Origin of the sequence: Symbiopectobacterium sp. RP (assembly GCF_050472005.1) — a bacterium.
Taxonomy (GTDB): Bacteria; Pseudomonadota; Gammaproteobacteria; order Enterobacterales; family Enterobacteriaceae; genus Symbiopectobacterium.
In genome coordinates this window covers 1195563-1221162 of the sequence record NZ_JBGOGS010000002.1, presented here as the reverse complement: position 1 = coordinate 1221162, position 25600 = coordinate 1195563, and the positions used below count along the sequence as shown (strand labels likewise).

General features: G+C 52.6%; 27 protein-coding genes and 6 pseudogenes. 15 read left to right on the top strand and 18 right to left on the bottom strand.

The annotated features are described in order from the left end of the window. Nucleotides 1–84 precede the first annotated feature (84 nt). The 9 genes from ACD630_RS25540 to ACD630_RS25500 form a co-directional block, all read right to left on the bottom strand. Entirely contained in the window at nucleotides 85–603 is a 519-nt protein-coding gene (locus ACD630_RS25540) for a hypothetical protein (RefSeq protein WP_430360812.1), read from the bottom strand. A gap of 27 nt (nucleotides 604–630) precedes the next feature. Continuing rightward, nucleotides 631–2610 carry a replication endonuclease gene (locus tag ACD630_RS25535; protein ID WP_430360813.1) on the bottom strand — a complete coding sequence of 660 codons (1980 nt, stop codon included), beginning with the start codon at nucleotides 2608–2610 and terminating at the stop codon, nucleotides 631–633. Continuing rightward, nucleotides 2591–3436, bottom strand: a complete 846-nt coding sequence (locus ACD630_RS25530) for a hypothetical protein (RefSeq protein ID WP_430360814.1) — start codon at nucleotides 3434–3436, stop codon at nucleotides 2591–2593. Before ACD630_RS25530 ends, ACD630_RS25535 begins: the two co-directional genes overlap by 20 nt. Next, entirely contained in the window at nucleotides 3417–3977 is a 561-nt protein-coding gene (locus ACD630_RS25525; protein WP_430360815.1) for a hypothetical protein, read from the bottom strand. The genes ACD630_RS25530 and ACD630_RS25525 overlap by 20 nt, the downstream gene beginning before the upstream one ends. A 264-nt stretch (nucleotides 3978–4241) precedes the next feature. Next, nucleotides 4242–5069, bottom strand: coding sequence for a DNA cytosine methyltransferase (locus ACD630_RS25520; RefSeq protein WP_430360816.1), 828 nt, complete (start codon nucleotides 5067–5069; stop codon nucleotides 4242–4244). Continuing rightward, on the bottom strand, nucleotides 5066–5911 hold the full coding sequence (locus tag ACD630_RS25515) for a DNA adenine methylase (protein ID WP_430360817.1): 846 nt from the start codon (nucleotides 5909–5911) through the stop codon (nucleotides 5066–5068). The genes ACD630_RS25520 and ACD630_RS25515 overlap by 4 nt, the downstream gene beginning before the upstream one ends. Continuing rightward, the gene (locus ACD630_RS25510; RefSeq protein WP_430360818.1) at nucleotides 5908–6135 is read right to left on the bottom strand and encodes a TraR/DksA C4-type zinc finger protein; all 228 of its coding nucleotides are present in this window, start codon (nucleotides 6133–6135) and stop codon (nucleotides 5908–5910) included. The genes ACD630_RS25515 and ACD630_RS25510 overlap by 4 nt, the downstream gene beginning before the upstream one ends. Beyond that, a complete protein-coding gene (locus tag ACD630_RS25505) occupies nucleotides 6135–6368 on the bottom strand; it encodes a DUF2732 family protein (protein ID WP_430360819.1) in 234 nt (77 codons plus the stop codon). Before ACD630_RS25505 ends, ACD630_RS25510 begins: the two co-directional genes overlap by 1 nt. 67 nt (nucleotides 6369–6435) lie before the next feature. Further along, nucleotides 6436–6828, bottom strand: coding sequence for a DUF5347 family protein (locus ACD630_RS25500; RefSeq protein ID WP_430361056.1), 393 nt, complete (start codon nucleotides 6826–6828; stop codon nucleotides 6436–6438). A gap of 354 nt (nucleotides 6829–7182) precedes the next feature. Between ACD630_RS25500 and ACD630_RS25495 the strand changes: the two genes are divergently transcribed. Both ACD630_RS25495 and ACD630_RS25490 read left to right on the top strand, forming a co-directional pair. Continuing rightward, nucleotides 7183–7431 carry a hypothetical protein gene (locus tag ACD630_RS25495; RefSeq protein WP_430361055.1) on the top strand — a complete coding sequence of 83 codons (249 nt, stop codon included), beginning with the start codon at nucleotides 7183–7185 and terminating at the stop codon, nucleotides 7429–7431. Next, entirely contained in the window at nucleotides 7394–7576 is a 183-nt protein-coding gene (locus ACD630_RS25490) for a hypothetical protein (RefSeq protein WP_430361054.1), read from the top strand. The genes ACD630_RS25495 and ACD630_RS25490 overlap by 38 nt, the downstream gene beginning before the upstream one ends. A gap of 37 nt (nucleotides 7577–7613) precedes the next feature. On the opposite strand, the gene ACD630_RS25485 is transcribed toward ACD630_RS25490, so the two are convergent. From ACD630_RS25485 to ACD630_RS25475, 3 genes are all read right to left on the bottom strand, one after another. Then, nucleotides 7614–7871 carry a hypothetical protein gene (locus ACD630_RS25485; protein ID WP_430360823.1) on the bottom strand — a complete coding sequence of 86 codons (258 nt, stop codon included), beginning with the start codon at nucleotides 7869–7871 and terminating at the stop codon, nucleotides 7614–7616. A gap of 12 nt (nucleotides 7872–7883) precedes the next feature. Continuing rightward, complete coding sequence (locus ACD630_RS25480; protein WP_430361053.1) at nucleotides 7884–8054, bottom strand: hypothetical protein; 171 nt, start codon at nucleotides 8052–8054, stop codon at nucleotides 7884–7886. 99 nt (nucleotides 8055–8153) lie between these two features. Continuing rightward, nucleotides 8154–8414, bottom strand: coding sequence for a hypothetical protein (locus tag ACD630_RS25475; protein ID WP_430361052.1), 261 nt, complete (start codon nucleotides 8412–8414; stop codon nucleotides 8154–8156). A gap of 83 nt (nucleotides 8415–8497) precedes the next feature. On the opposite strand from ACD630_RS25475, the gene ACD630_RS25470 reads away from it, so the two are divergent. Both ACD630_RS25470 and ACD630_RS25465 read left to right on the top strand, forming a co-directional pair. After that, nucleotides 8498–8818, top strand: a complete 321-nt coding sequence (locus ACD630_RS25470; RefSeq protein WP_430361051.1) for a helix-turn-helix domain-containing protein — start codon at nucleotides 8498–8500, stop codon at nucleotides 8816–8818. A gap of 63 nt (nucleotides 8819–8881) precedes the next feature. Next, nucleotides 8882–9859, top strand: coding sequence for a phage integrase (locus ACD630_RS25465; protein ID WP_430361050.1), 978 nt, complete (start codon nucleotides 8882–8884; stop codon nucleotides 9857–9859). Nucleotides 9860–10125: 266 nt separating this feature from the next. Here the strand turns inward: ACD630_RS25465 and ACD630_RS25460 are convergent. Both ACD630_RS25460 and ACD630_RS25455 read right to left on the bottom strand, forming a co-directional pair. After that, a pseudogene (locus ACD630_RS25460) lies at nucleotides 10126–13273 on the bottom strand (efflux RND transporter permease subunit). A 16-nt stretch (nucleotides 13274–13289) separates the two neighbouring features. Continuing rightward, a complete protein-coding gene (locus ACD630_RS25455) occupies nucleotides 13290–14483 on the bottom strand; it encodes an efflux RND transporter periplasmic adaptor subunit (protein WP_430361049.1) in 1194 nt (397 codons plus the stop codon). Nucleotides 14484–14562: 79 nt separating this feature from the next. On the opposite strand from ACD630_RS25455, the gene acrR reads away from it, so the two are divergent. The 9 genes and pseudogenes from acrR to ACD630_RS25410 all read left to right on the top strand — a co-directional run. Next, nucleotides 14563–15228: a multidrug efflux transporter transcriptional repressor AcrR gene (gene acrR, locus ACD630_RS25450; RefSeq protein WP_430361296.1), complete on the top strand. Its 666-nt coding sequence runs from the start codon at nucleotides 14563–14565 to the stop codon at nucleotides 15226–15228. A 126-nt stretch (nucleotides 15229–15354) separates the two neighbouring features. After that, nucleotides 15355–18720: a mechanosensitive channel MscK gene (gene mscK / locus ACD630_RS25445; RefSeq protein ID WP_430361048.1), complete on the top strand. Its 3366-nt coding sequence runs from the start codon at nucleotides 15355–15357 to the stop codon at nucleotides 18718–18720. A 45-nt stretch (nucleotides 18721–18765) separates the two neighbouring features. Then, nucleotides 18766–18915, top strand: a complete 150-nt coding sequence (locus ACD630_RS25440; RefSeq protein ID WP_430361047.1) for a hypothetical protein — start codon at nucleotides 18766–18768, stop codon at nucleotides 18913–18915. Continuing rightward, nucleotides 18916–19281: an IS630 transposase-related protein gene (locus tag ACD630_RS25435; protein WP_430361046.1), complete on the top strand. Its 366-nt coding sequence runs from the start codon at nucleotides 18916–18918 to the stop codon at nucleotides 19279–19281. 207 nt (nucleotides 19282–19488) lie between these two features. Continuing rightward, nucleotides 19489–19626, top strand: a pseudogene (locus tag ACD630_RS25430) (transposase); the annotation flags it as partial. Nucleotides 19627–19704: 78 nt separating this feature from the next. Beyond that, nucleotides 19705–20445: pseudogene (locus ACD630_RS25425) on the top strand (integrase core domain-containing protein); the annotation flags it as partial. A 263-nt stretch (nucleotides 20446–20708) separates the two neighbouring features. Then, complete coding sequence (locus ACD630_RS25420) at nucleotides 20709–20834, top strand: hypothetical protein (RefSeq protein WP_430358664.1); 126 nt, start codon at nucleotides 20709–20711, stop codon at nucleotides 20832–20834. Further along, the gene (locus tag ACD630_RS25415; RefSeq protein WP_430361045.1) at nucleotides 20806–20994 is read left to right on the top strand and encodes a hypothetical protein; all 189 of its coding nucleotides are present in this window, start codon (nucleotides 20806–20808) and stop codon (nucleotides 20992–20994) included. Before ACD630_RS25420 ends, ACD630_RS25415 begins: the two co-directional genes overlap by 29 nt. 9 nt (nucleotides 20995–21003) lie before the next feature. Next, nucleotides 21004–21180 (top strand): annotated as a pseudogene (locus ACD630_RS25410) (IS5/IS1182 family transposase); the annotation flags it as partial. Between the two features lie 688 nt (nucleotides 21181–21868). On the opposite strand, the gene ACD630_RS25405 reads toward ACD630_RS25410, so the two are convergent. Both ACD630_RS25405 and ACD630_RS25400 read right to left on the bottom strand, forming a co-directional pair. After that, on the bottom strand, nucleotides 21869–22015 hold the full coding sequence (locus ACD630_RS25405; RefSeq protein WP_430361044.1) for a hypothetical protein: 147 nt from the start codon (nucleotides 22013–22015) through the stop codon (nucleotides 21869–21871). Between the two features lie 47 nt (nucleotides 22016–22062). Further along, nucleotides 22063–23183 (bottom strand): annotated as a pseudogene (locus ACD630_RS25400) (IS256 family transposase). Nucleotides 23184–23243: 60 nt separating this feature from the next. On the opposite strand from ACD630_RS25400, the gene ACD630_RS25395 reads away from it, so the two are divergent. Continuing rightward, entirely contained in the window at nucleotides 23244–23537 is a 294-nt protein-coding gene (locus ACD630_RS25395) for a transposase (protein ID WP_430361043.1), read from the top strand. Nucleotides 23538–23564: 27 nt separating this feature from the next. On the opposite strand, the pseudogene ACD630_RS25390 reads toward ACD630_RS25395, so the two are convergent. Continuing rightward, a pseudogene (locus ACD630_RS25390) lies at nucleotides 23565–24813 on the bottom strand (IS256 family transposase). A 123-nt stretch (nucleotides 24814–24936) separates the two neighbouring features. On the opposite strand from ACD630_RS25390, the gene ACD630_RS25385 reads away from it, so the two are divergent. After that, nucleotides 24937–25065 carry a transposase gene (locus ACD630_RS25385; RefSeq protein ID WP_430358722.1) on the top strand — a complete coding sequence of 43 codons (129 nt, stop codon included), beginning with the start codon at nucleotides 24937–24939 and terminating at the stop codon, nucleotides 25063–25065. Nucleotides 25066–25141: 76 nt separating this feature from the next. Here ACD630_RS25385 and rseC read toward each other — a convergent pair whose 3' ends face one another. Continuing rightward, the gene (gene rseC / locus ACD630_RS25380; RefSeq protein WP_430361042.1) at nucleotides 25142–25600 is read right to left on the bottom strand and encodes a SoxR-reducing system protein RseC; all 459 of its coding nucleotides are present in this window, start codon (nucleotides 25598–25600) and stop codon (nucleotides 25142–25144) included.

Below are 25600 nucleotides of genomic sequence, written 5' to 3'. Positions count from 1 at the left end.
ACCAAAGCAGACATAAGACCTGTTTTTATTGATATCGTTATACTCAATTTCCTTTTCTGACTTTGTTGTCACTTTCAGCAAAAATCATGCCAAAGTGCTTTTTATGTATGATTTCTTGTCTTTCTGGGCAACAAAATACACAAAGAGAAGGAAAACAACATGTGCGAACACCAACGGAGACAGCAAATTAGCCACCTTGGAAAAACGCTGAATACCACGACTCTCCCAGAGAAAAAAGCGATCTCTTTTGAAGAGGCGATGAAGCGTACACAGGAAAAACACGCGGAACTTATTAAAAGGCTTAAGAATAACTAACCTTAGATACCTTATCGGACTTGTCCCCGCGCTGCCGCCCGGCATACTGGTGCTTCTCCCAATCATACCGGCATTCCGGACAGCAAAAATTACCGGGCGTTTTCTCTTCACAACTGTAGCAGCGGCCAGTGATCGGCATCGGACGGTAACGCCGTCTTGCTTCAGCAATCGCGCGTTCACGGAACAACGCCTCGCTTCGCTGGCAATATCGATATAGTCAAGCGACATTATTTTGATAACAATTAGCTGTATTTTTTTGCCACATATCAGGGCATTGGCTGTAATCATTTTTAAGTCGGTTGGCTATATCTCGCGTCAATTACTTTGCTCCCCTAGGGATAGACCAGAAGTCGGTAAAGAGGCGGGTTTGCGCCAATCGGATGTCGGCGGCCCCAGATCCCCCGTACAGTTAGTGACAGAACTCCGAGGCAACGCGTCCGCGTTGCTCACATCAACGGCCAACTTCGGTACAATCTTCCACTGCTTCAACCGGGTCAGGATCGGTGAATCCTCGCCCACCACTGTGTCAAACAGCCCACGGATATTCAGCACCTCCTCACCGTACTGATTCAGTATCTCTGTCGGCTGATACCAGGTGCGCACCGCCAACGCATCACGTTTGACCACTGGCCCGCCCTGGGCATTGACATACCCCGCCCAGTCCGGCGCATTGGCCGCCTCGTGACAGGCGGCAAACTCCACACTCAGGCCGCGGGCGGTTTCACTGTCATTCAGCCGTCGCAACTCCCGCCACACCGTTACCGGAACACTGCCGATAAACTGAAACTGGCGAATGCCCCAGAGCGAAGACCAGGCGGTAGCGTGTTGCGCGTGATCCTTTAACGGCTTGCCGCTTTCGTCATCGGTTTCACCGTCCAGGGCATAGCCATCAATATTTTTCGAAATGTATTTCGCGACATAACCGGTGGCGCTGCCTTTTTCTGGATCGATAGCTTTTGCGTCAAACCGGGCGTTTGCCGCGACGGCACTGCGTAATTCGTCGCTGTCTGCCGCCATGGCATACTCGCGCAGGATCTCACGGATGCAGCCCATCTCTTCCGGGCGGGCAAATATCAGTAAATGGGCATGCGGCGTACCGTCATGGTGTGGCTCGGCAGAGCGCATACCGAAAAAGCGTAAACCCTGACGATGGCATTTGGCGCGGGCGCAGGCCCAGACACCATTGAGGTAACGTTGAGTGTCTGCCGGGCTGGCCCCGTTCCATTTACGGTTAACCCGTCCATTTTCCCGCGTGGCGTGATGGCTTGAGGGCGCGGTAATGGTGACAAATTCGCCAACATAACCCTGAGCATTGGCGATATCCTCATACCCCCGAATGCGTACCATCAGTTCAGTACGCCGGATGGCGGGATTGGCCTGACTGGCAGCATAGCCGTCCATCAGGTTGATGCGGTTGCCCTCCTCATCTTCCAGATCCATGCTTTTGCGCCACTCGTTGGCGCGCCGCCGCTGCTCGTGCCAGTCACGCAAGGCGGTTGTGCTGACGTTCGGGGAGGCATGCTTATGGACATACCCCATGGCGATGGCCAGATGTTCACACCAGCGTTTGGCGGTACGACGCAGGCTGTTCAGCCACCACCGCGCATCACTCATTCGCCGGATGGCGGGTTGGGCATCAAAGGGAACGAAACATTTTTCCAGCTTGTCCCAGAGCGGCGGCGGTGCACCCAGCAAGCGGGTGATACGGGCCAGATGGTGGTAATGGTCATGGACGATACGCCACTCGCTGTTATCTCCCTGCGTGTGGGTCAGGCGTGCCAGTTCGGTGGCGGCAACATGGGCCACGTCGTCAGCCAGGGATTTGAGCGCCTGGCTGTCCAGGTCGGGCAGGCGGTTACGCCGGGTACGCAGGCGCAAAAACGCCACCACGCCATTATGTTGGGGAGATTGGGTTGCGCGTTTGCCAAACAGCGCACAGAAATCGTCATCGGCTATCTCCGCCAGGCGGTAGCTGGCGTTCACACGCGCAATGCGCGGCAACATCACCTTAACCACGGACTCGGTTAACCAGCGGCGGGCACTGTCAATGCCCTTTTGTTTTTCGCGCTGGTCAAAGCGCCAGTAAAGGCTGGCGCTGACGCTTTCCAACTGGCTATCGACCTGCTTTTTCGCCTGAAGATAGTCTTCCTGACGGCGTGCGGCGCGGCGCATCTCCTCATAGGTCGGGATACCGCGTTCAATCGGCAGTAAGGGCTTGTCGTTCCACGGGTAGGCCCCCGCGCGTGGCGCGGGGGTAGACGTGATAGCAGCAGGATCACTGATGGTCATCGCCATCCTCCTGCGGTGACTGGAAGGCCGCAAACAGGCCACGCGCGCTCAGCTCTTGATGAATGGCGCCAAGGTCATCGGCCAGCCAGGAAAAAACAAACGGCAGGTAATATTGAGTCAGTTCATTAGGGGGGCGGGTATGCAGATCGAGAGAGAGCCAGCGGGCGGTTTCACGCGCGCGGTGCAGCTTGCGGTAACAGTCAAGGGACAGGGTTTCAGGTAAAATGGGGGTAGGGGTAGTAGCCATAGTAGCGGCCTCCTGGAGAAGGTTTTGCAACCTCACACCCCCGCTGCTAAACAGGGCGGTGAGACGTAACAGGGTTAGCAGACCGGTCTCCAAGAACCCGGCGAGCGCATGCGCTCCCCCGTTACGCCCCACCATAATCTGGGCGCAACTGTGGTATTGACGGACGCAAAAAAACCGCAAAGAGAAAGAGCGGCTGTCCGCCTGGAGATCCGGGCTGCTAAACCCGACATCGAATTCTGTCGATGCCGGGCTAGCATAGCGCCGGCGGGCGGACAAAAACAAGGGCTTTTTCACGTTCATCAATCTCTCTCCTATCAAAAGACCGTCAGGCAGCCGTAGCCGCTTTTGTTTTTCGCGCTGGTCAAAGCGCCAGTAAAGGCTGGCGCTGACGCTTTCCAACTGGCTATCGACCTGCTTTTTCGCCTGGAGATAGTCTTCCTGACGGCGTGCGGCGCGGCGCATCTCCTCATAGGTCGGGATACCGCGATCAATCGGCAGTAAGGGCTTGTCGTTCCACGGGTAGGCCCCCGCGCGTGGCGCGGGGGTAGACGTGATAGCAGCAGGATCACTGATGGTCATCGCCATCCTCCTGCGGTGACTGGAAGGCCGCAAACAGGCCACGCGCGCTCAGCTCTTGATGAATGGCGCCAAGGTCATCGGCCAGCCAGGAAAAAACAAACGGCAGGTAATATTGAGTCAGTTCATTAGGGGGGCGGGTATGCAGATCGAGAGAGAGCCAGCGGGCGGTTTCACGCGCGCGGTGCAGCTTGCGGTAACAGTCAAGGGACAGGGTTTCAGGTAAAGCGGGGGGAGGGGTAGCAACCATAGCGGCGGCCTCTTTGGTAAGGTTTTTCAACCTCACCACCCCGCTGCTAAACAGGGCGGTGAGACGTAACAGGGTTAGCAGACCGGTACCAAAGAACCCGGCGAGCGCACGCGCTCCCCCGTTACGCCCCACCATAATCTGGGCGCAACTGTGGTATTGACGGACGCAAAAAAACCGCAAAGAGAAAGAGCGGCTGTCCGCTTTGGTATCCGGGCTGCTAAACCCGACATCGAATTCTGTCGATGCCGGGCTAGCATAGCGCCGGCGGGCGGACAAAAACAAGGGCTTTTTCACGTTCATCAACCTCACATCTGCTTTCTCATAGCGACCCACAGACCGTGATCGCCCTCAACATCCTGCTCACTGACATTTCTGGCTCGAAACTGTCGGCCATTTTTTAATGTAATGAAGCACTCTCCCTCACTGACTATCGAGGGAAAGGCATGAGCGATAGCATCACTGTCCACCATGATTTTCCTGCCGTTAGCCTCAAACGTGACCATCATCAGCTATCATCCCCACAAACGAATACACAACACGGATTAGCCAGACGTTGCGAACCCTCTACTCACACAGCACTATTCCTGAGCGTTTTACGCCAAAGGCACGGATAAACAGGGTGGCCGCCTGCGCGTTGAGGGCATTGCCATAGGCGCGCAGGCGTCCCACTCTGGCGGCAGCCCCATCAACCAGCGGGAATGTGCCGGGTTCAACTGGCCGCCACTTTTCATCCCGGCACCGCAGCCAGTCAGCCTCTCGCCAGAAGCCGTGAGTCGGACAGGCTGCGTCATTTGTGTCCAGCCCGTCAGCCACACCACGCGCCCCAGCAATGCATTGAGCGGCACATTCGGGCATTCCTTGCCATCCTTCCCGTCCCGTGTGGTCGGCGTAGGCCACCCAGTACGCCCGGTCGCGAATATGCGGGGCACCGACGCCCGCAGACGGAAACGGCACACACCCGAAGGCGTAGTCCAGGGCTTCCAGGTCAGCCTGTACAAGGTCGAACCAGAGGTTTGCATGGCTGCTTGCAACCTGCTCACCAAAAACGTACTCAGGGCGGCACTGGCTGATGAGCCAGTGAAAAGCGGGCCAGAGGTGCCGCTTGTCATCAAACCCGCCGCCCTTGCCTGCCGCACTGAAAGGCTGGCAGGGGCAACTGCCCGTCCACACGGGTTTGTCATCGGGCCATCCTGCTTTTCGCAGGGCATACGACCAGACGCCGATACCGGCGAAAAAATGGCACTGGGTGTAGTCTCGCAAGTCATCGGGGTTCACCTCCTCAATTGAGCGTTCATCAACATCGCCGGGCGCAATATGCCCGGCGGCAATCAGGTTTCTCAGCCACTGTGCGGCGAAGGGGGCAATCTCGTTGTACCAGGCACCCCGGCTCATACCGCCTCCTGTCTGTAGGCACTGGCAGCGGACAGCGTGGCAATCACTTCATTTGCGTTACCTCGACTGGCTGCCCTGGCTGCAATGCTGTAATGGGCGTGCGTGTAGTGAAACGTAAAGCCCCGATAGGCGGCATGGGTCCTGGGGGTATCGCTGCCGGAGAGCACAACGGGCACACCGTGCCGCCGGTTGGCTTCCATCAGGGCATCGGCCAGTGCCTGATGCGCGTCGTCCCGAAACGGCGTGATGTAATATCCTGTGAAGCCGGTTCTGTCCTCATGCGGGAAATAAGGCGGATCGGCATAAACAACGCAGTGTTCATCTACATGAAACGCCAATGTTTCCTCAAAGGGCAGGCAGACAAACCGGGTATGGGTATCGCGCGCCTTTTCGGCGAACAGGTGGATTTCCGTTTCAGGGAAATACGGTTTTTTGTAACGACCATACGGGACATTAAATTTGCCACGCAGGTTGTAGCGGCACAGGGCGTTGTAGCCATGGCGATTCAGGTACAGGAACACGGCAGCACGCTCAATCCCCACGAACACTCGCCACTGGTTGAAGTCGGCACGCAGGCGGTAATAGTCTTCGTGGTTATTGTTGTGTCTGAACAGGGGGAGCGCGGCCCGTATAACGCTTTCAGGTGCATCCATCACCGCCTGGTAGAAGTTAATCAGGTCGGGATTGATATCGGCCAGCACATAGCGGCGGTGATCGGTATTGAGAAAGACCGATGCGCCACCCACAAACGGCTCAACCAGACAATCCGCCGTTGGCAGCAAAGGCCTTAAGCGTGGCATCAGACGAGACTTTCCGCCTGCCCATTTCAGGATCGGTTTCATGCTTTCCTCCTGCTGTCGTGTCTGTGTTTACGCTCAATGGTTTCCTGGCAGGTCACGCAGTACTGCACACCCTGAACCGCACGGCGGCGGGCTGGCGGGATGCGTGTATCACACCGGACACAGCGCACCCGCGAAACCGCACTGGGTCTGGATAACGCGCGGCAAATATGGCGCTGACGCGCTTCTTCCTCGTGCCACTGGATAACATCCATTGCATCGGGCATCAGCAGCTCTCCTGCGCGTCGTTCTGGATGCGCTGTGCGACATCTCGCAGCAGTTCGGCAGCATCAATACTGCCCAGTCTGTTACCGGTGATATGCAGAGCCAGCCTTTCCAGGCGAGCGGCGAACACGTCGGCACACCCCCGGCGTTCATCCATCCGGGCCTCGTTCAACAGCAGGTTAACGCCGGTGGCGTCCAGGAAGGCTCTGGGGGTACGGGTTTCAGTCTTTCGCATTGTCATCTCTCCTGATTTCGGGCAATAAACCGCCCGGCGGGTTTACGCCATTGATTTCTGTCGTGAATTAAACCGGCAAGGTCAGTCGTTCAGGAAATAAGCTCACCATCACCCGAAAATGGTTCATGGCAATAATCAGCGCCCTTTTTTCCTGGTCGGTCATTTCCACTACGTCAACACCATGCCGGGCCGTTTTTATTCCCGCGAGATAAAACAGCGCGGAAAGTGCCCGATTATTCTGTTCGTATTTTTTGTCATGCTTATCCCGCATGTCAGCAAGAAAGCGGGCCAGTTCCTTATCCATAATCGTGTGTGGCACAGGGCGATTTTTTTTATCCCGCTGTTGTACTCTTTTGTTTATTTCCCGCATTTCGGCGCGAATTTCAGCGATTTTATTCAGACCGCACAGGCGCTGACCGGCGTTAAAGTTGACCGTCATATCGAAATTATCGATAGCCATCGTGCGTGACCTTTCTGTTATTTCACGTGGTGTTTTCGTGCATGCCTTGCCTGATATTTTTTCGCGTAGCGCGCACGAAGCGGGTTATTTTTATTCTGTCTTTTTTCCCTGATATCAATCATTCTCCCGCAGAGGTATAGCGGGAGTGCAATAAGCAGCGGGAGTACTGGTAGCAGGTAATCTATCCAGCATGGATCTTGCAGTTTCATCATCAATAACCTCCGTCCTTTACTGTAGGGATGCCAGGATGTTTCACCACTCCCGTCACGTGGTTTTGTGGTACTTTCGTCATGCCCACCAGTTCCCTGGCCGAACCCGGGCATGATCCTCACCCACAAAAAAGAGATAACCCACATGAACATCGAAGATAAATTCAGTTTTGCTGAGTCATTTGTTGTCTTTGAGGCGGATGCCAAATACATCGGTCAGTCTTATGCGCTGCGCTTTTCTTATAAAGCCAGTGAAAAACCGTTACCGCCTGCCGATGAAATATTGACAGCCCTGACTATTCCTCAGATAAAAAAGCTCATCGCTGATCTTCAAGCCGCTGTTTATGTCGCCGAGCATGAGCATGAATTTCCTGACAAAGCAGGTCGTCATTAAGGCATCCCAGACTTTTAATAATCCCGGCGGCATGATGACCCGCATCAAAAGTGCTGCTGACATTGTCCCCATCCCAGCACTCGCAACTAACAATGCCGCCGCCTCGCGTGAACTTTGTGCGGGTAACAACATGGCCCGGCCATGAGTTCGCCTCGAAAGGGTCTTGCACAGTATTGGTGTTTTTATGCTGCACTGGCTGCCTCCTGATCGGTGTAAAATTGCCGGATAACGCTATCAATCTGTCTGGCACTGACGATATCTCCAGCGGCATAGGCATCGTCCAATGCGTCCTCCAGATCAATACTCAGCCGGTAGGCGTAGTCGTTGGTTAACCACTGGCGCAGTTCGGGCGCAATAGCCGTCGCGTAGCGGAGGTTTGCCAGCTTGGTGCGGTACTCCTGCACGAGTTCGTTTATCAATGTGGCGTAGGCCGGCTGCATGGTCTTTTCCCCTTACAAACGTTGGTGTGTCTGGCGTTCAACGGCTGCCTTGCGGGCCAGATAGACTCTGCGCATGGCTTCGGCACGTTTCTGCCGGATCCTGTCTATCTCTCTATCGAAGAACACATAGAGCATGAAGCCAATAGGGATCAGGCTGAGTAGCACGAGGATAAAATCACTCATTGGCGGCGGCCTCCCGCATCATGACTTCAAAATTGCTGCGACGATGGGCGGCTTTTCGAAACTCTGTTTCGCAACAGGGCGTGATGTGAACCATTTTATTCAGGTCCTCATCATTAGCGCTTCCTGCGCTTCCGCGTATGCCTCTAGGAACTCGTAAACCATGTTTATCTGACGTTCCCGCCCTGGCTTGTTCTTTGTCAGTACCAACTTTCCTTCATTCGCCTGCTGCTGGATTGTGCGCACAGTCTGGCCGGTGATCCCTGCATAGGCGGAAAGCGTCAGTTTTGGGTACGGCAAACAAAAAACGACAGGGCAATCTGGCATTTTCACCAGCGCAGGCTTTGGTTTTTTCGTTGTCATGGCTTATCCTCTGAGATCACGCCGGATTTAACCGGATTTTGTCGTATTACAAGGGGTGCATATGCATCCCTGGTAAGGATTCTATGGTTATGAATGCAACCCTGTCAACAGATATAGGTAAAAAACTACGTGAGATCAGAGATGCGGAAGGGTTAACTCGCCAGCAATTCTTTGAATTAACCGGAGTTCCTGTAGTTACACAAAAATTTTATGAGACAGGTAGACGAGACGGGGTTGGTAGTGAGGTTTTGATAAAGATCACACAACATCCAAGATTCGAAAAATACGCGCTATGGTTAGTGACGGGCAAAACATCAGAAGCAGCGGGACAAATCTCCCCAACTCTCTCCCCTGATGGGCAAGACATCACATTGAGTCACCAAAAAGGCCAGAAGGTTGGCTGACCGCATTAAACATTATGGAAAAGTGGAGTACGGGCGGGATTTGCTACGAGCGGAATTTATGGAATGACGGTAACTAAGCTGGATACAGGACGGTATCGGGTTGACGTTCGTCCGCAGGGACGGGACGGTAAACGCATCCGAAAAACCTTCCCGACTAAATCTGAGGCGCAGCAATATGAACGCTGGATAGTTGCGACTCAGCACAACAAGGACTGGATAGAGAGACCTGCCGACCGACGTCCCTTAACCGATCTTATCGAGCTGTGGTACGCGCACCACGGCAGAACACTGAAAGACGGGGTCGCAATTTACAAAAAGTTGATGAATATTGCCGAAAGAATGGGGCAACCACGCGCCGATCAGGTCAACCGTAGCAGCGTTGCAAAGTATCGCGCATTAAGACTCGACGCAGGGGTTAAGCCCGAAACCATTAACAAAGACCAGACAATGTTAAGCGGCGTGTTCACCGTGCTCATTGAAGCCGCGCTTTACCACAACGAGCACCCCCTAACCGGGCTGACACGAATAAAACGCAGCGCACGCGAAATGGCGTACCTGACGCAACCGCAAATCATTGCATTTTTATCAGCTCTACAGGCTGACGATCTCAAGGTCGCCCGTCTTTGCCTCGCCACCGGGGCGCGCTGGAGTGAAGCAGCAACGCTCATGCGGGATGCCGTTATCCCTTTCAAGTGTACGTTCGTGAATACTAAAAATGGGAAGGACAGGACAGTACCTATTTCTGAAGCACTGTATAAAGAAATTACAGGTGGTAGCGACGGACGCGAGCTGTTCCCGGATGCTGATTACGATAACGTTCGCAAAACACTTAAAGCGCTCGTCCCTGACCTGCCAAACGGTCAGGCTACCCACGTCATGCGGCACACGTTCGCCAGCCATTTTATGATCAACGGGGGCAATATCATTTCACTGCAAAAAATCCTTGGGCATTCCACCATTTTACAAACGATGGTCTACGCACACTTTGCGCCGGACTATCTGAACGATGCAGTAAAACTAAATCCATTGGAGAGTCTCTAAATAAATTGCACCCACAATTCTTGGTGTAGCTTCTCTTTGTATAAACGCTGGATAATTACTCTTCTGAGACACCTTCACTTCCTGTTGACTCGTCGTTTCGTAACGAGAAAATTACCTAGTGCGTGATCCACATTTTGACCAAAATATCGGGATTTACCGGGGGGTTACAGGATTTGTATTGCAGCTAACCTCATGAATTAAAAAATAAATAATTGATTCCATTAAGATATAAAGGCCGCTTTCGCGGCCTTTGGGGAATAACTCAGTTACGGTTTTTCAACGATATGGCTGTGTTCAATAATCTTCATTTTTCTTGCTAAAGCGGCGGAGTACCACCACAAAGAAGACAGGAACAAAGAAGATCGCCAGCACCGTTGCGGTAATCATCCCGCCCATTACGCCAGTACCTACAGCGTTCTGTGCGCCGGAACCTGCACCGGAACTGATTACCAACGGCACTACTCCGAGGATAAAGGCTAACGAGGTCATCAGGATGGGGCGCAGACGCATACGTACTGCATCAAGCGTCGCCTCCACTAGGCCTTTGCCTTCTTTCTCCATGAGGTCTTTGGAGAATTCAACGATAAGAATAGCGTTCTTCGCCGATAGACCAATGGTGGTCAATAGTCCTACCTTGAAGTAGACGTCGTTCTCCAATCCACGCATGGTGGCGGCCAGCAGCGCACCAATGATCCCGAGCGGCACCACCAGCATGACGGAGAAGGGGATAGACCAACTCTCGTACAGTGCAGCCAGACACAGGAACACAACAATCAGCGAAATGGCATACAGGGCTGGTGCTTGGTTACCTGACAGACGTTCCTGATAAGACATCCCGGTCCAGTCGTAACCAATACCTTCCGGCAACTGTTTGGCGAACTCTTCCATCAGGGCCATCGCTTCACCGGTACTCTTACCCGGGGTTGCTTCCCCCTGAATCTGCATGGACGGTTGCCCGTTATAGCGTTCCAGACGTGGTGAACCGTGCGTCCAGTGGCTTTGTGAGAAGGAAGAGAGCGGCACCATCTGGTTGTTGCTGGCACGAACATACCAGCGCTCAATATCGCTTGGTAGCATACGGAACGGCGCATCAGTCTGCACATACACTTTCTTCACACGCCCACGGTCAATAAAGTCATTGACGTAGCTGCCGCCCAGCGCGGTTGCCAGCGTGGCGTTAATATCCGACAGGGATACACCCAGCGCCTGAGCCTTTTCCTGGTCGATATCGATACGGAACTGCGGGGTATCTTCCATGCCGTTTGGACGTACGCCGACCACGGTATCAGGACGCTGTGCGACCATCCCCAGCAGTTGGTTACGCGCCGCGGTCAGCTTCTCGTGCCCCAGGTTAGCCTGATCCAGCAACTGGAAGTCAAAACCGGTTGCGGTACCCTGCTCAACGATGGCGGGGACGTTAAAGGCGATAACGATCGCTTCCTTGATTTGCGAGAAGGCAGCATTAGCCCGACCGGCAATGGCACCAACCTTGTTTGCAGCTCCGGGACGTTCGCCCCAGTCTTTCAGACTGGCGAAGACTAGGCCGGCGCTCTGCCCACGACCGGAGAAACCGAAACCGTTAACGGTAAACACTGAATTAACGTTGTCTTTCTCATTCTCCAGGTAGTGCTTGGTCACACGCTCAAGCACGCGCTCGGTGCTCTCTTGGGTTGCACCAGCGGGCAGTTGCACCATAGTCAAGAGTACGCCCTGGTCTTCTTCCGGCAGGAAGGAGCTTGGCAGACGCATGAAAAGCACTGCGAGGACAACCACAATCAGCAGGTAGACCACCAGATAACGGCCGGTACTGCGCAAAATATTGGCAACGCTATCGGTGTAATGGGTGGTGCTCTTTTCAAACAGCTTGTTGAACCAACCGAAGAAACCCGTTTTCTCGTGATGGTCGCCCTTCGCGATGGGTTTGAGAAGCGTGGCACAAAGCGCCGGTGTCAGAATCAACGCTACCAGTACAGACAGCACCATCGCGGACACAATGGTGATGGAGAACTGACGGTAAATGGCACCGGTAGAACCGCCCGTGAACGCCATCGGAATAAATACCGCAGACAGTACCAGCGCAATACCGACCAGCGTGCTCTGAATCTGCGACATCAATTTCTTGGTGGCTTCCTTGGGCGGTAGCCCTTCTTCCATCATTACGCGCTCGACGTTCTCCACCACTACGATGGCGTCATCCACCAACAGGCCGATGGCCAGCACCATGGCGAACATGGTTAAGGTGTTAATCGAGTAACCGAAGGCAGAAAGTATGGCAAAGGTGCCTAACAACACCACCGGCACCGCGATCGTCGGGATCAGCGTGGCACGGAAGTTTTGCAGGAACAGGTACATCACCAGGAACACCAACACGATGGCTTCCGCCAGCGTTTTTACCACTTCGTTAATCGAGATCTTAACGAACGGCGTGGTGTCGTAGGGATAAACCACTTTCAATCCAGCCGGGAAGAACTGCTGTAACTTACCCAACTCGGCTTTAACGGCGGAGGCCGTATCCAGCGCATTGGCACCGGTTGCCAGTTTGATACCGACCCCTGCGGCTGCCTGGCCGTTGTAACGCGCGATAACGCTGTAATCTTCACCACCCAACTCTACGCGAGCGACATCACGCAGGCGCACCTGCGAACCGTCAGCGTTGACGCGCAGCAGAATGTTGGAGAACTCATCGGCAGATTTCAGTCGTGTCTGGGCAATGATAGAAGCATTAAGCTTCTGCCCCGGCAGCGGCGGTGTACCACCCAATTGTCCGGAGGCAATCTGGTTGTTCTGCACTTTGATGGCAGCTACCACATCACCCGTGGTCATCTGGAAGCTGTTGAGCTTGTTCGGATCCAACCAGATACGCATCGCGTATTGGGCACCAAACAACTGCACGTCACCGACACCGTTGGTACGGCTGAGCGGATCTTTGATATTAGCCGCCACATAGTCAGCGATATCCTGCTGCGTCAGTGAACCGTCTTCAGAAATAAAGCCGGCTACCATCAGGAAGCTGCTGCTCGATTTCTGTACGCTTACGCCCTGTTGCTGCACTTCCTGCGGCAACAATGGCATCGCCAGTTGCAGTTTGTTCTGTACCTGAACCTGAGCAATGTCCGGATCCGCTTTCGAGTCAAACGTCAGCGTAATCTGAACTGTACCCGATGAATCACTGCTGGAAGCCATGTAGAGCAGGTTATCGATACCGTTCATGTTCTGTTCGATAACCTGCGTCACGGAGTCTTGCAGTGTAGAAGCATTCGCGCCCGGGTAGTTCGCCGTTATTTCAATGGCTGGTGGGGCAATGGTCGGATATTGGGCGATAGGCAACTTGATAATTGCCAACGCCCCCGCCAGCATCACCATAATGGCGAGTACCCATGCAAAGATGGGACGATCAATAAAAAACTTAGCCATGAATTACAGGCTCCTGTTAAGACTTCGCGGGTTCAGACTGAGCAGGTTTTTCTTCACCATTCCCAGGTGCCGTCTCTTTTGCTCTGACGGGCACGCCCGGTCTGATTTTCTGCAACCCAGTTACGATAAGACGATCGCCTGCTTTAAGGCCGGAGGTCACCAGCCAGTTGCTGCCGATAGCTTGGGCTGTCGTGAGCGTGCGTGTTTCAACCTTGTCACCTTCACCAACAACCATGGCGGTGGCTTCACCGCGCGGATTGCGCGTCACGCCTTGTTGCGGCACCAGCAGCGCGTCATTGTTCACACCTGAATCAAGGCGTGCACGTACAAACATGCCGGGCAGCAAATCATGTTGTGGGTTCGGGAAGATAGCGCGCAGGGTGATAGACCCCGTGGTTTCGTCTACCCTGACATCAGAAAATTCCAGCGTACCGTTTTGTGCATACTCAGTGCCGTTATCCAGCAACAAACGCACGGTAGCTTTGCCACCGGCTTGTTTCAACGTGCCTTGTTCCAGCTCACGCTTCAGTCGCAAATAGTCATTACTGGATTGCGTCACATCCACATAGATCGGGTCGAGTTGCTGAACGCTGGTCAACGCTGTCGCCTGACCGGAAGCCACCAATGCCCCTTCGGTGACCGTCGATTTACCGACACGGCCTGAAATCGGGGAGAGCACTTTGGTGTAGTTCAGGTTGATCAGCGCAGAATCCACAGAGGCTTGTGCCGCTTGTACGCTGGCTTCTGTCTGGCGCTGTGTTGCCAATGCCTGATCGTAATCCTGCTTGCTGACATAATTGGTACCAACCAGCGGTTTGTAACGGTTCACCGTCAAGCGAGCGATTTCTGCCTGAGCCTGTGCTTGCGCCAGCGAGCCTTTCGCGCTGTTGTAAGCCGCCTGATAGGTTGCCGGGTCAATCTGGTACAGAGAGGTGCCCGCTTTCACGTCGCTCCCTTCGACGAAGTGACGCTTCTGAATAATGCCGCTCACCTGAGGCCGAACCTCGGCAATGCGGAATGCGTTAGTGCGCCCTGGAAGTTCGGTAATCACGTTCAGCGGTTGTGTTTTGAGGGTCACAATGCCGACTTCAGGCGCTTGCTGGCCGCCTTGCTGCTGACCTTCATTTTTATTATCACACCCGGTGAGCGTTAAGCCGCCAGAAAGCATCAGGACTGCCACCAGAGGCATAAACCTTCTGTTTTTGTTCATAAATAAACCTCAAGTGTCCGATTTGAATTTGACCAATGGATCACAAGCCCTAAAACCCATTGCTTTAAAAAACAGCGCCATGGCACGAAAAACCAAACAGCAGGCCCAAGAAACACGACAACACATTATTGATACGGCCTTACGCCTCTTCTCCGAGTTCGGCGTCTCCTCCACGTCGCTGGCGGGTATCGCTGCCGCCGCAGGCGTCACGCGCGGCGCGATTTATTGGCACTTCAAAAACAAGGCTGAGTTGTTTGATGCAATCTGGACGTTGTCAGAGACGAAAATCAACGATTTCGAATCTGAGTATCAGGCAAAATTCCCTGATAATCCACTGCATGTGATGCGTGAGCTACTGATCTATATGCTGTGTTTGACGACGACCGACACCCAGTGGCGCTCGATAATGGAGATCAATTTCCATAAGTGTGAGTTTGTCGGTGAAATGTTACCGTCGTATAACTCACGCAAGGCGCTCTATTTCTCCTGCTATGAACAGATTGAGGATAGCCTCAATCACAGTATTCAACTGGGTTTTCTGCCGTCCGATCTGCATTTGCGTCGTGCCGCCGTGACGTTGCGCGCCTATTTCTCCGGTATCCTGGAGAACTGGCTGTTTCTGCCTGAAAGCTTTGATATCCATCAGGAGGCGCCAACCCTAGTAGACAGCTTTATTGATATGCTGCGTTCCAGCCCGGCACTCAGACTGCCGCTCGTCACGCCTGTACAAGAAAACGCCGAGTAAGATTCAATCTGTTATAACACACTGTCCGTTATAATGAATCGTTACTTTTTCGTCAGGTTTGCTCCGTGCGTTAGCGTGCAGAACCGTGATATTCTTCGCCACTCTTTTTATGCCTGACGACGTATCATGTACTGCAAGTCCCTCTCTCGCGGCCTTGATTTCCCGCGTATTCTATCGATTGTTTCCCGCTGCGTTGCCCTTTTAGTGCTATTTTCCATTGGATTTTCTACTGTTGCACAGGCTGCGACCAGTAATGACATTCCCACGCGCAGTGAGATTCAGGGACGGCTGGACGCGCTCGGCAAGCAGAAAAGCCTGACGGAAGCCGATAAGGTGACGCAGCAGGATCTCACGCACACGCTTGAGTCTCTGGATGCCATTGATCGGGTACGCCAGGAGACCACACAGCTAAAGCAACAGGCGACGCAAGCGCCCGTCAAACTGCGTCAGGCGGCAGACGATCTGGCTACGTTAAGCAATAATGATGTTGCCACTGCGTCGCTTGAGGCGCTCTCGTTGTGCCAATTGGAAACCCGTCTCAATGAATCGCTGGATAACTTACAGTCGGCGCAGGAAAACCTCTCGACTTACAACAGTCAGCTGATCTCTCTGCAAACCCAGCCGGAACGTGTACAAAGCGCATTAACCGCGTTGTCGCAGCGCAGTCAGCAGATTCGCAACCAGCTCAACGGTGTGGAAGCCAGTCAGAATACGCTGCGCGCCAGCCAGCAAGCGCTGCTGCAAACTGAGCAGGCCTTGGTGGGGGTGCAAATGGAGCAACAGCGTAAAAGCCTAGAAGTGAACACCATGCTGCAAGATTTGCTACAGAAGCAGCGCGACTATGCCTCTACCCAGATTAATCAGTTAGAGAAAATGGTGCAGGCGTTGCAAGGGGTACTCAACGGCAAACGGCTAACGCTGTCGGAGAAAACCGCCAAAGAGGCGCAAACCTCGGAAGACACGCAGCGCATCCAGGACAACCCGCTGGTGAAGGCGGAGATGGAAACCAACCACCAACTCAGCCAGCGTCTGGTTGCGGCGACGCAGTCGAGCAATACTCTGATACAGGAAAGCATTCAGGTGAAGAACTGGCTCGATCGCACCCTGCAATCCGAACGTAACCTTAAAGAGCAGGTCACCGTGCTAAAGGGCAGTTTGTTGCTGTCGCGCATCTTGTATCAGCAGCAACTTAACCTGCCTTCTGCCTCGTCCATGAACGACATGAGCACGCAAATTGCCGATCTTCGTCTGGAGCAGTTTGAGATCAATCAGCAGCGTGATGTGCTGTTTCGTGGTGACGAATACATCAGCAAATTGATGGCGGCCAACAAAGGCGTTGCACTGGATGACGAAGTGCACGATGCGCTGGACCAGATCCTTGATACGCGGCGTGAACTGCTCGACCAGCTTAATAAGCAACTGGGCAACCAACTGATGCTGGCTATTAACCTGCAAATCAACCGTCAGCAGTTGGTCAGCGTCACGGCGTCATTGCAGCATACGCTGACGCAGCAAATTTTCTGGGTCAGCAGTAATAAACCGATGGATTGGGCCTGGCTGAAAGAGTTGCCCGGGGGATTAAAACAACAAGTGCGTCATTCCAATCTGGCTTTCCAGTGGGATGACTGGCGTCAGGGAGGGTTACGGGCGCTAATTTTTATTGTACCGATGCTGCTGGTGAGCGGGCTGATCTATTGGCGGCGGCGTCTTATCGCCGGTTATATCGAGCGCTTGTCGAATGATGTCGGGCAGCTAAAACGGGATTCGCAGCGCCACACGCCGCAAGCCTTGTTATTGGAAACCGTGATGGTGCTGCCGGGGATTATGCTGATCATCGCGTTTGCTCTGTGCTTTCACTATGCCGAAAACGCCGTCGGGGATGCCGTGTGGGGCATGAGTCAGCAGTTTGCGCTGCTGTGGCTGGTGTTCGGTTTGCTCTATCGGGCGATGAAACCCGGCGGTATCGGTGAGCGGCACTTCAATTTTAGCGTTTCACTGGCAGCCCACTACCGCCGTCAGGCGCTGCGATTGGGTGGCGCGCTGCTGCCGTTGATCTTCTGGTCGGTTATCGGCGAGAAAGCACCGCTCTATCTGGTGGATGACGTGATCGGGCAGATTGTGATTTTCTGCAACCTGATCCTGTTGGGCATTCTGGTGTTCCCGCTCTGTCGTGACAGCTGGCGGGAAAAAGAGACACACACCATCAGGTTGATCGTGATTACCGTGATGGCGATCCTTCCGTTGGTCTTACTGGGATTGATGGTGTGCGGCTACTTCTATACCACGCTGCGACTGCTGGGGCGTTGGGTGGAAAGCCTGTATTTGTTACAGGTGTGGAACCTGGTTTATCTGACCACTATCCGTGGTTTGAGCGTTGCGGCGCGTCGATTGGCATACCGTCGTGCAGTGGCGCGTCGTCAGAACCTGAATAAAGAAGGGGGTGAGGGCAGCGAACCGGCACCGGAACCGCCGTTGGCGCTGGATCAGATTGGTCAGCAATCGTTGCGTTTGACCACGATGGTGTTGCTGCTGATTTTCTCCGGCGTGCTCTACTGGATTTGGTCCGATTTTGTCACGGTGATGTCCTACCTAGACAGCATTACGCTGTGGCATTACAACGCGACCGTGGCGGGCAATGCCGTATTGCAGGCGGTGACGCTGGGCAATCTGATGCTGTCGATCATCGTCGCGGTGGTGGCCTATGTGTTAATGCGCAACTTGCCAGGCTTGCTGGAAGTGCTGGTATTGTCGCGTTTGCAGTTGCGTCAGGGCACCTCTTACGCCATTACCGCCATGTTGAGCTACCTGATCATGGTGGTGGGCACCACCACCTCGCTCAGTTCTATCGGGGTGTCATGGGACAAGTTGCAGTGGCTGGTTACCGCGTTGTTGGTGGGGTTAGGATTTGGTTTGCAGGAAATTTTCGCTAACTTTATTTCCGGCCTGATCATTCTGTTCGAACGTCCGGTACGCATTGGCGATACCATCACCATTGGCACCTTCTCCGGTTCGGTAAGCAAAATTCGTATTCGCGCCACCACCATTACGGATTTCGATCGCAAAGAAGTGATTATTCCCAATAAGGCCTTTGTGACCGAGCGGCTGATCAGCTGGTCATTGTCGGACACCATTACGCGTGTGCTGATTAAAATTGGCGTGGCCTACGGCTCCGATCTGGACAAGGTAAAAGCGGTGCTGTTGCAGGCGGCACATGAGAACAGCAGCGTGATGACCGATCCTGAGCCGCAGGTGTTTTTCTTGGTGTTTGGTGCCAGTTCGCTGGATCACGAACTGCGGCTTTACGTACGGGAGCTGCGCGATCGCAGCTATACAGTAGATGAGTTAAACCGCAGTATCGACAGGCTGTGCCGGGAAAATAATATTGATATCGCGTTTAATCAGCTTGAAGTCTACCTGCATAACAAACAGGGCAGCGAAGTTCAGGAGATAAACCGCGCGTTGGGTGGTAACGCGGTAGGTGAACCCGCCTAAGCGTTCATAGGTATCTACACATCTTTTGCAATATCTGCTATTACGTTGCTGCATGATCTCAACTTATCCATCGGCGGGATTGATGCCCGCCTTAACCGGCGTTATCAGCGTCTGGTTAAGCAACACATGACTCCTGCAGCACCATTGGCGTCAGCCGTTATAGCTAAACGACTTAATTTTGATTACATTATTTAAATGAGCTATTCAATTGATTTTAGACGTAAAGTGATATCTACACGTGAAGAAGAAGGGTTGAGTATCCGAGAAACAGCGAAGCAATTTCGGGTTGGCCCTGCCTCTGTATCGCGTTGGATTAATCAAATAGAGTCAAAAGCATCGACCACGCGTCAGCGAAAGATCGATAAATCTGAGTTGATAAAAGATGTTGAACAATATCCAGATGCTTACCAAAAAGAACGTGCAGAGCGTTTTGGCGTTTGTCAGAAGGCCATTTGGCAAGCTCTTAAAAAGCTGGGATTGACCTATAAAAAAAACTCTATGTCATCCGAAAGCCGACGAAAGCGCCCGGCAAGCATTTCAACAAAAAATACAACAGTATGAAAAAGAAGGTAAGCCTATTGTTTTTATTGATGAAAATGGTTTTCCACACGATACCTCACGGACTCACGGCTATTCCCCAAAAGGTCAACAGTGTTTTGGCCTGAGGAACTGGGGAGCCAAGGGAAGAACAATCGGATTATTTGATATCAATATTAACAGCGATGTTTTCTATTCTTAGGTCACACAAGTCCTTATCACAGTGTAATCGTGATGGACAACGCAACTTTTCACAAAAAACATAATATTCAACAAGTCATCATCGATTCAGGGTATATGGTGGAGTATTTGCCTACATATTCGCCAGATTTTAACCCAATTGAGCATAAATGGGCACAAGCAAAAAGCAAAAAAAAGAGAGAGTGGTTGCGATACAGAGATTTTGTTCTCAGTCCATATGGTGTAATCAAAATTAAGTCGCTTGGCTATATCTCCGGCAGCGGTGTGCGCTCCATCTGGCAACGACACGACCTGGAGAACTTCCGTAAACGCCTGAAGGCGCTTGAAGAAAAGGTCGCCAGAGAAAGCATTGTCCTTACCGACGCTCAAATCGCAGCCCTGGAGAAGAAGGCGCACGATGATGAGGCCTGCGGTGAAATCGAGACGGCACATCCCGGGTATCTGGGCTCGCAGGACACCTTCTACGTGGGCAATCTGAAGGGGGTGGGCCGTATCTACCAGCAGACGTTCGTGGATACGTACTCGAAAGTGGCACACTGCAAGCTGTATACGAATAAAACACCGCTCACCGCCGCCGACCTGCTCAATGATAGCGTACTCCCGTTCTACGAGGCTCAGGGACTGCCGGTGCTGAGAATACTGACCGACAGGGGTACGGAATACTGTGGTAAAGTGGAGCAGCATGATTATCAGCTTTATCTGGCTATCAACGATATCGAGCATACGAAAACGAAGGCGATGTCTCCGCAGACGAACGGCATCTGCGAGCGCTTCCATAAAACCATTTTGCAGGATTTTTATCAGGTTACGTTCGGCAAGAAGTTATATGGAGACCTGGAAAGCCTGCAGGTAGATCTGGACAACTGGTTGTGGCATTACAATAATGAGCGAACTCATCAGGGAAAAATGTGCTGCGGGCGTACGCCGATGGCCAGTTTACTCGATGGAAAACGGATCTGGGCAGAAAAGAATCTGAACCAGATGTAATCTGACAGACACCTGTATAAATAATCGGTAACTGTCAGATCAGGTCTGAGCTAGTACAACTTACGGTAAATTTATCGGACGCTGGACGCTGCTCACAAACGTTAGCAACGAGCTCACCAGCGCGGAAGTCGCTCGCTGCTATTACTGGCGCTGGGGTATTGAATCCTTTTTTAAGCTGCTGAAAGGTGCCGGTCATGATGTAGAAAAATGGCTTCAGCGCAGTGCTGGTGCACTGCTACGCAGGTTATTGATACTAGCATGGCATGTGTGCTGGTATAGCCAACCGACTTAAAAATGATTACAGCCAATGCCCTGATATGTGGCAAAAAATACAGCTAATTGTTATCAAAATAATGTCGCTTGGCTATATGGCGGCTGCAACGCGCTGAAGGAGACGACAATGCGGCAGCCCGTCAGTTAATTTTCCGATTATCCGGACGACAACAAAAACGAGGGCGTAAAGAAAGCGCCCCAGCGCTGCTTGCTGGACTATCCATCCTGCTAAATACCTTGACGTTATTAGCAGACTATACCGGCTTTGTTGAATAAATAGAACTTTTGGGCTATCACCGGCGCTCAGTGGCTGAAACGGCCATGTTCCGGTTCAAAAGGCTTCTGGGTGGTCATCTAAGTCTGAGAGACTACGATGGTCAGGTGGGTGAAGCCATGGTCATGGTCAAAGCGCTTAACTTGATCACGCTATTAGGAATGCCGAACAGTATTCGCATCACGTAACAATAGACCCGTATGGGGCGCAGTCGTTACAAGTTCTGATTTATTCAACAAAGCCGACTATACCCCGGAAGAACTTGCCCACTTCGCTATGGTGGTTTTTAACACTTTATGATGTGTAGATACCTATGCCTAAGTGTTAAGGGGGGTGACCATCTCATTAGGCTCACTGAAGCCGAGGGCCTTTTCAGGTTCACCAGGCGCGGAACTCATCGAGGCGCGGGCATCTCGCCCACAGAGACGCCGGATAGATTGAAGCAAGCCCACCATTAGTCAAAAATCAGTGTTGCAAAAATGGGGGTGACCATAGATTTTGTTGGTGCAGTGAACATTTCGTGCGCGTTGACCTACGCGGTTATTTGCACCGTACATCACACGCGCCCGACACGGGGCGCTCAATCGCCCTCGCCCGTGCCCCTGGCTTTTCGCGGGAAATAACGCCGCTACGCGGTGCCTTCGGGGACCGAGCCCACAGACGGGCCGCCAACGATGCGGAAAATGCGTCTCATCCATGAGACTAACCCCTACGGGGCCGCTGGTAGCAGCGTTCAAAAATGCTCCCGGCATTTTTGTCCGACGCGGCGCTGACTTTCGCGGCGTCCTGCCGCTCACCCTGTGGCCTCGTTCCCCTCAGCGTTATTTTTTACGCGCTATAACATCAACCAATTCAAAGCATTAAAATTATGTAGCTTTACGCTATTTTATCTGAGGCTTCCTCGGCGGCTGCGCAGGCCCTGTTATAGCAAAGCGACTTAATTTTGATTACACCATATGGACTGAGAACAAAATCTCTGTATCGCAACCACTCTCTCTTTTTTTGCTTTTTGCTTGTGCCCATTTATGCTCAATTGGAGGCTGTTTAAGATTTTGTGTGAATGCCTTTCCTCAGAAGTGACCGTCAAGGCGGTCACCGAACTCGATAATAAAGCGACTCATTGCCATACGCCAGTCCTGTAAGGGCATCGTCCATTTCTGTGATGTCGCCTGGATTGCCAGCCATACAACCTTCTTCACCGAATCATCAGTCGGGAACACCTTGCGTTTCTTGATTGCATGCCGGATAGCGGTGATCCCATGTCCCACCGAACGTCTCCAGCGCCTGAAGCGCGGCCTCTTCGGTTGGAGCCTGATACACTGCTTTGAGGTCGCGTGTTACCGCCTTATAGTCCTTCCAGGCAACGAAGCGCAGACTGTTGCGCACCATGTGCACGATGCACAACTGGATGCGGGCTTCCGGGTAGACCGTGTTGATGGCCTCCTGGAACCCTTTCAGGCCGTCCACACAGCCAATGAGGATGTCGGTCAGGCCACGGTTTTTCAGTTCTGTCAGCACGTTCAGCTAGAACTTTGCGCCTTCATTTTCGGCCAGCCACATCCCCAGTAGCTCTTTCAGGACTTCGATATTGATACCCAGCGCCAGGAAAACAGACTTATTGATAACGCGGCTGTCCTGCCGGACTTTCAGAACGATACAGTCAAGGTAAACAATGGGATAAACCGCATCCAAGGGGCGATTTTGCCATTCAACAACCTGCTCCATAACGGCATCGGTGACCTTCGATACCAGGGCGGGTGAGACATCCACGTCATATAGTCAACCGACTTAAAAATGATTACATCCAATGCCCTGATATGTGGCAAAAAATACAGCTAATTGTTATCAAAATAATGTCGCTTGGCTATAAAATCTGGTTATCCATCCCGGAGATCCGGGTCTGGTTCTTCTTCACCAGTTGCGATTCAAAGGAAGCATCACGATCACGTGGTGTACGCAGTTCCAGCGGACCATCGCCGGTGGTAACAGTTTTTGTGGAGTAGCCATTGCGCGTGTTAGTTCCAGATTTGGACTGGTGCTTCTCATGCCCGAGGTGATGGGTCATTTCAGCATTAAGGGCAGCTTCAGCGCAGATCTTTTTCAGCAGGCGATCAAACTGGTTGAGAGCGTCAGGGGTTTTGAGATTTTTGGGCAGCTCGTTAGCCAGAGCCTGTAACTGTTTTTCGTCCATAAAGTAACCTGCTTTTGATGTTGGATTGAACATATCAAAATCAGGCAATTACACAATCTCGTGTACAGGCTCCACGATACCCCACGGACTCACGGCTATTCCCCAAAAGGTCAACGGTGTTTTGGCCTGAAGAACTGGGGAGCCGAGGGAAGAACAAATGTTATCGGCGCTTTATTAGGCACAACGCTGTTTGCTATCGGATTATTTGATATCAATATTAACAGCGATGTTTTCTATTCCTGGGTCACACAAGTCCTTATCCCAGTACTCCCTAAAAATAGCGTAATCGTGATGGACAATGCAACTTTTCACAAAAAACATAATATTCAACAAGTCATCATCGATGCAGGGTGAGTTATTAGCAAATCTGGTGTATGGCGATCAGGCTACGTTCCGCTCTGATGCTTCGTGAATCTGCTCTCCATCCTTAAATTGGACGTTGCTTACAACCAGGGTCAGCAGGTCAAATCCTCTTAGTCGGTTCCAGCTTTTCTGAGCTGAATGGAGCAGCTTAAATACCATTGACAGGGTTGTTTCTCTCGAACCACCGTTCTTCGCGCCTCTGCTTCGTAGCCTCACAGTCGCAAAAGCCGATTCAATCGGATTTGTCGTTCTTATTGACGCCCAGTGCTCTGACGGGAAGTCGTAGAATGCCAGCAGTTCTTCTCGAGCTTTCTCCAGCTTCTTCATCGCTGCAGGATACTTCGCTGAAAACCTTGCCAACAAAACATCAAAGGCTTCATTAGCGGCATCGCGGCTCTCTGCTAGCCAAACCTCCCGCAGCTCAGCCTTAACTTTCGGTTGCATGGCTTTGGGGAGTGAAGCCAACACATTAGCGGTTTTGTGCACCCAACAGCGTTGGTGCTGCGTGTCCGGGAATATCTTTGCCATTATTCCAAAAACCAAGGGCACCGTCTCCCGTAGCCAGCTTGGGAGATACGGTTAGGCCACGTGCTCGCAGGCCATTAAGAAGTTCGGCCCAGTTTGCTTCTGACTCTCGATAACCATCTTCGACCGCAACCAGCTCCTTACGTCCATGTTCAGTGACGCCGATAATGACCAGCAGGCAAAGGCAATCATCTTGCCTGACATGGCTGTATATGCCATCGGCCCAGAAATAAACGTAGCGCGTATCGCTTAAATCACGCAGGCACCATTGCCTGTGCTCTTCAAGCCACTGCTGTTTCAGTCTGCTGATGGTACTGGCAGAGAGGCCATTAGCTTTTTCACCGAGAAGCGCCCTCAGGGCTTCGTGAAAATCACCGGTGGATATGCCTCGCAGGTACAGCCATGGTAGCAACTCTTCGACGCTTTTTGCACGTTTCAGATAAGGCGGCAACAACGCGCTGTTGAAGCATATTCCGTTGCCGCTGAGCTCCCTGACCTTAGGCACTTTAATTTCAACATCCCCAATACCCGTCTGTATGGTTCGCTGTGGCAAATAGCCGTTACGAACGACAGCATGACGCCCGTCGTCAAGGCGGCGTTCAGCATGTTGTTGCAGCATGGCTTCGAGCTCAACCTCAACGGCGGCAGCTATCAGCTGCCTGGCACCATTACGAATGAGTTCATGCAAGGGATCAGCGGCAATATCTGGTTCTGCGGAGACCTGTAGGGTAGACTTTTTCATGGGGTATCATCTCTCTGTTGTTGAAATCATCCACAAAATCAATCAGCAGGATACGCTACCCTCCCCGACCCCCCCGTACACCAGAAATGAGCATAACTCTAAGTCATCATCGATGCATGGTATATGGTGGAGCATTTGCCTACATATTCGCCAGATCTTAACCCAATTGAGCATAAATGGGCACAAGCAAAAAGCAAAAAAAGAGAGAGTGGTTGCGATACAGAGATTTTGTTCTCAGTCCATATGGTGTAATCAAAATTAAGTCGCTTAGCTATATCTCGGTGAGAAACAACCGGGTGGCGCAGTGGCTCACCCAGTTAAATGAGGTTCAGGATTCGATTTTCAGCGGCTGTCCCGGCAGGACTATCTGCAAAATAACCGGGCGATAGTGACGTTTCTCGCCTAATTTAAGCGACCAGCCGCGTACCAGGATAAACGCCAACGCGGCACCCAGCAACGAGCCCAACACCGCCGCCAGATCGTTGGCGAACAGCGACTGCAACAATCCCGCCCCTATGAACAATCCCAGCAGCGGCACCAGATAGACCAGCATGGCGGAACGCAGCAGACTACTTTCGGAAATACCCAATTCAACGCGTTGACCAGGCAGCAAGGGTTGCTCGCACGGAACGTGCAGCGCCTGTTCAGCGGACTGTCCCAATTCACTCAAAAGCCCGGTACCACAGGTTTTACGCGACTGACAACCGCTGCACCCAGAACGCTGCTCACAGTGCAGCACGGCCATGCCATTGTGCCAGGAAACCACAGTCGCCCACTCTTTAATCAT

Excerpts from the sequence above, each read along its gene's own strand:
- ACD630_RS25535 (WP_430360813.1), bottom strand. The coding sequence starts at position 2,610 with ATGGCGATGACCATCAGTGATCCTGCTGCTATCACGTCTACCCCCGCG.
- ACD630_RS25480 (WP_430361053.1), bottom strand. The coding sequence starts at position 8,054 with ATGAGTGATTTTATCCTCGTGCTACTCAGCCTGATCCCTATTGGCTTC.
- ACD630_RS25505 (WP_430360819.1), bottom strand. The coding sequence starts at position 6,368 with ATGCGAAAGACTGAAACCCGTACCCCCAGAGCCTTCCTGGACGCCACC.
- ACD630_RS25515 (WP_430360817.1), bottom strand. The coding sequence starts at position 5,911 with ATGAAACCGATCCTGAAATGGGCAGGCGGAAAGTCTCGTCTGATGCCA.
- ACD630_RS25420 (WP_430358664.1), top strand. The coding sequence starts at position 20,709 with ATGTGTGCTGGTATAGCCAACCGACTTAAAAATGATTACAGCCAATGC.
- ACD630_RS25405 (WP_430361044.1), bottom strand. The coding sequence starts at position 22,015 with ATGGGCACAAGCAAAAAGCAAAAAAAGAGAGAGTGGTTGCGATACAGA.
- ACD630_RS25530 (WP_430360814.1), bottom strand. The coding sequence starts at position 3,436 with ATGGCGATGACCATCAGTGATCCTGCTGCTATCACGTCTACCCCCGCG.
- rseC (WP_430361042.1), bottom strand. The coding sequence starts at position 25,600 with ATGATTAAAGAGTGGGCGACTGTGGTTTCCTGGCACAATGGCATGGCC.
- ACD630_RS25510 (WP_430360818.1), bottom strand. The coding sequence starts at position 6,135 with ATGCCCGATGCAATGGATGTTATCCAGTGGCACGAGGAAGAAGCGCGT.
- acrR (WP_430361296.1), top strand. The coding sequence starts at position 14,563 with ATGGCACGAAAAACCAAACAGCAGGCCCAAGAAACACGACAACACATT.
- ACD630_RS25520 (WP_430360816.1), bottom strand. The coding sequence starts at position 5,069 with ATGAGCCGGGGTGCCTGGTACAACGAGATTGCCCCCTTCGCCGCACAG.
- ACD630_RS25465 (WP_430361050.1), top strand. The coding sequence starts at position 8,882 with ATGACGGTAACTAAGCTGGATACAGGACGGTATCGGGTTGACGTTCGT.
- ACD630_RS25470 (WP_430361051.1), top strand. The coding sequence starts at position 8,498 with ATGGTTATGAATGCAACCCTGTCAACAGATATAGGTAAAAAACTACGT.
- ACD630_RS25385 (WP_430358722.1), top strand. The coding sequence starts at position 24,937 with ATGGTGGAGCATTTGCCTACATATTCGCCAGATCTTAACCCAATTGAG.
- ACD630_RS25500 (WP_430361056.1), bottom strand. The coding sequence starts at position 6,828 with ATGGCTATCGATAATTTCGATATGACGGTCAACTTTAACGCCGGTCAG.
- ACD630_RS25485 (WP_430360823.1), bottom strand. The coding sequence starts at position 7,871 with ATGCAGCCGGCCTACGCCACATTGATAAACGAACTCGTGCAGGAGTAC.
- mscK (WP_430361048.1), top strand. The coding sequence starts at position 15,355 with ATGTACTGCAAGTCCCTCTCTCGCGGCCTTGATTTCCCGCGTATTCTA.
- ACD630_RS25475 (WP_430361052.1), bottom strand. The coding sequence starts at position 8,414 with ATGACAACGAAAAAACCAAAGCCTGCGCTGGTGAAAATGCCAGATTGC.
- ACD630_RS25495 (WP_430361055.1), top strand. The coding sequence starts at position 7,183 with ATGAACATCGAAGATAAATTCAGTTTTGCTGAGTCATTTGTTGTCTTT.
- ACD630_RS25540 (WP_430360812.1), bottom strand. The coding sequence starts at position 603 with ATGATTACAGCCAATGCCCTGATATGTGGCAAAAAAATACAGCTAATT.
- ACD630_RS25435 (WP_430361046.1), top strand. The coding sequence starts at position 18,916 with ATGAGCTATTCAATTGATTTTAGACGTAAAGTGATATCTACACGTGAA.
- ACD630_RS25490 (WP_430361054.1), top strand. The coding sequence starts at position 7,394 with ATGAGCATGAATTTCCTGACAAAGCAGGTCGTCATTAAGGCATCCCAG.
- ACD630_RS25525 (WP_430360815.1), bottom strand. The coding sequence starts at position 3,977 with ATGAACGTGAAAAAGCCCTTGTTTTTGTCCGCCCGCCGGCGCTATGCT.
- ACD630_RS25455 (WP_430361049.1), bottom strand. The coding sequence starts at position 14,483 with ATGAACAAAAACAGAAGGTTTATGCCTCTGGTGGCAGTCCTGATGCTT.